We start from the raw sequence: 824 nt of genomic DNA, 5'->3' as shown, positions 1-824 counted from the left end.
AAATAATCTCAATGAATGATTGAATAGGTAAAGCATTGTTATTATTTTTATCCTTATAGTCCTCTAAATTTGCTATAAAAGTCCAAACAGTTCCATCTAACATTGTATGGTATTCCTCTTCATCTTCCCAGGTCCCATAGTGATCGCGTAAGTATAAAAAACCATCCTCCGCCATCGCATGGGCTATTTCCCGTTCAGTAATAGGAATTTTTTTACTCATCTCAATTTTTGTGTATTCTTGTATGAAGGGAAATTCTTCTTCGGCCTTTTCCCATTCGCCATTACAAATGAGTTTGACCAAATCTATGTATTCCGGTCTTACAATAACTTTACCTCTGAATGAAGTATGTATTTCCATATTTATTCCCCCCTTCAGGAAATCTTTGTTTAAAGCCCCATCTTGGGAGTGTAGATATAAAGATGGGGCTTGGATATGCTTAATTGCTAAAGTATTCTTCTTTAGATAAATCGCTAATATTCCCATAGAATTTTAAATAAATTCTGCTTTGATCACTTAAATAAGAATATAGGGTTAAGACAAATTCTTTTGAATCCGTCCACTTTAAAAGAAAGGGGGTTTTTGTAAATCCAGAACCTTCTATAAAAAAGGTATATTCGTCGAAATATAATCTCCAATTGTCTTTTGATATTTGCTTAATTGATAAATCACTAGTATTAATACGTTTGCTCTTTCTTAAAGCGCTAATGTCAATTGTAAATAAAAGAGTATCTTGATTTTTTTTAATTTGTTCTAATACGTATACGCCTATATTGCTTTCAAGATGTTCATTAGGGTTATTCCAATGAATTAATACATCTAACGG

General features: G+C 31.9%; 2 protein-coding genes. Both read right to left on the bottom strand.

The window, feature by feature from the left end; all coding sequences use genetic code 11:
- On the bottom strand, positions 1–358 hold a 358-nt coding region (locus RCF13_RS15000), incomplete at its 3' end, for a hypothetical protein (protein WP_308141306.1).
- Between the two features lie 79 nt (positions 359–437).
- Positions 438–824: hypothetical protein (locus RCF13_RS14995; protein ID WP_308141305.1), on the bottom strand; the 387-nt coding region annotated here is incomplete at its 5' end.

The organism is Stenotrophomonas maltophilia group sp. RNC7 (assembly GCF_030910085.1).
Lineage (GTDB): Bacteria > Pseudomonadota > Gammaproteobacteria > Xanthomonadales > Xanthomonadaceae > Stenotrophomonas > Stenotrophomonas sepilia.
Note: the sequence above shows the minus strand (reverse complement) of the source record. Positions and strands in the feature narration are given on the sequence as shown.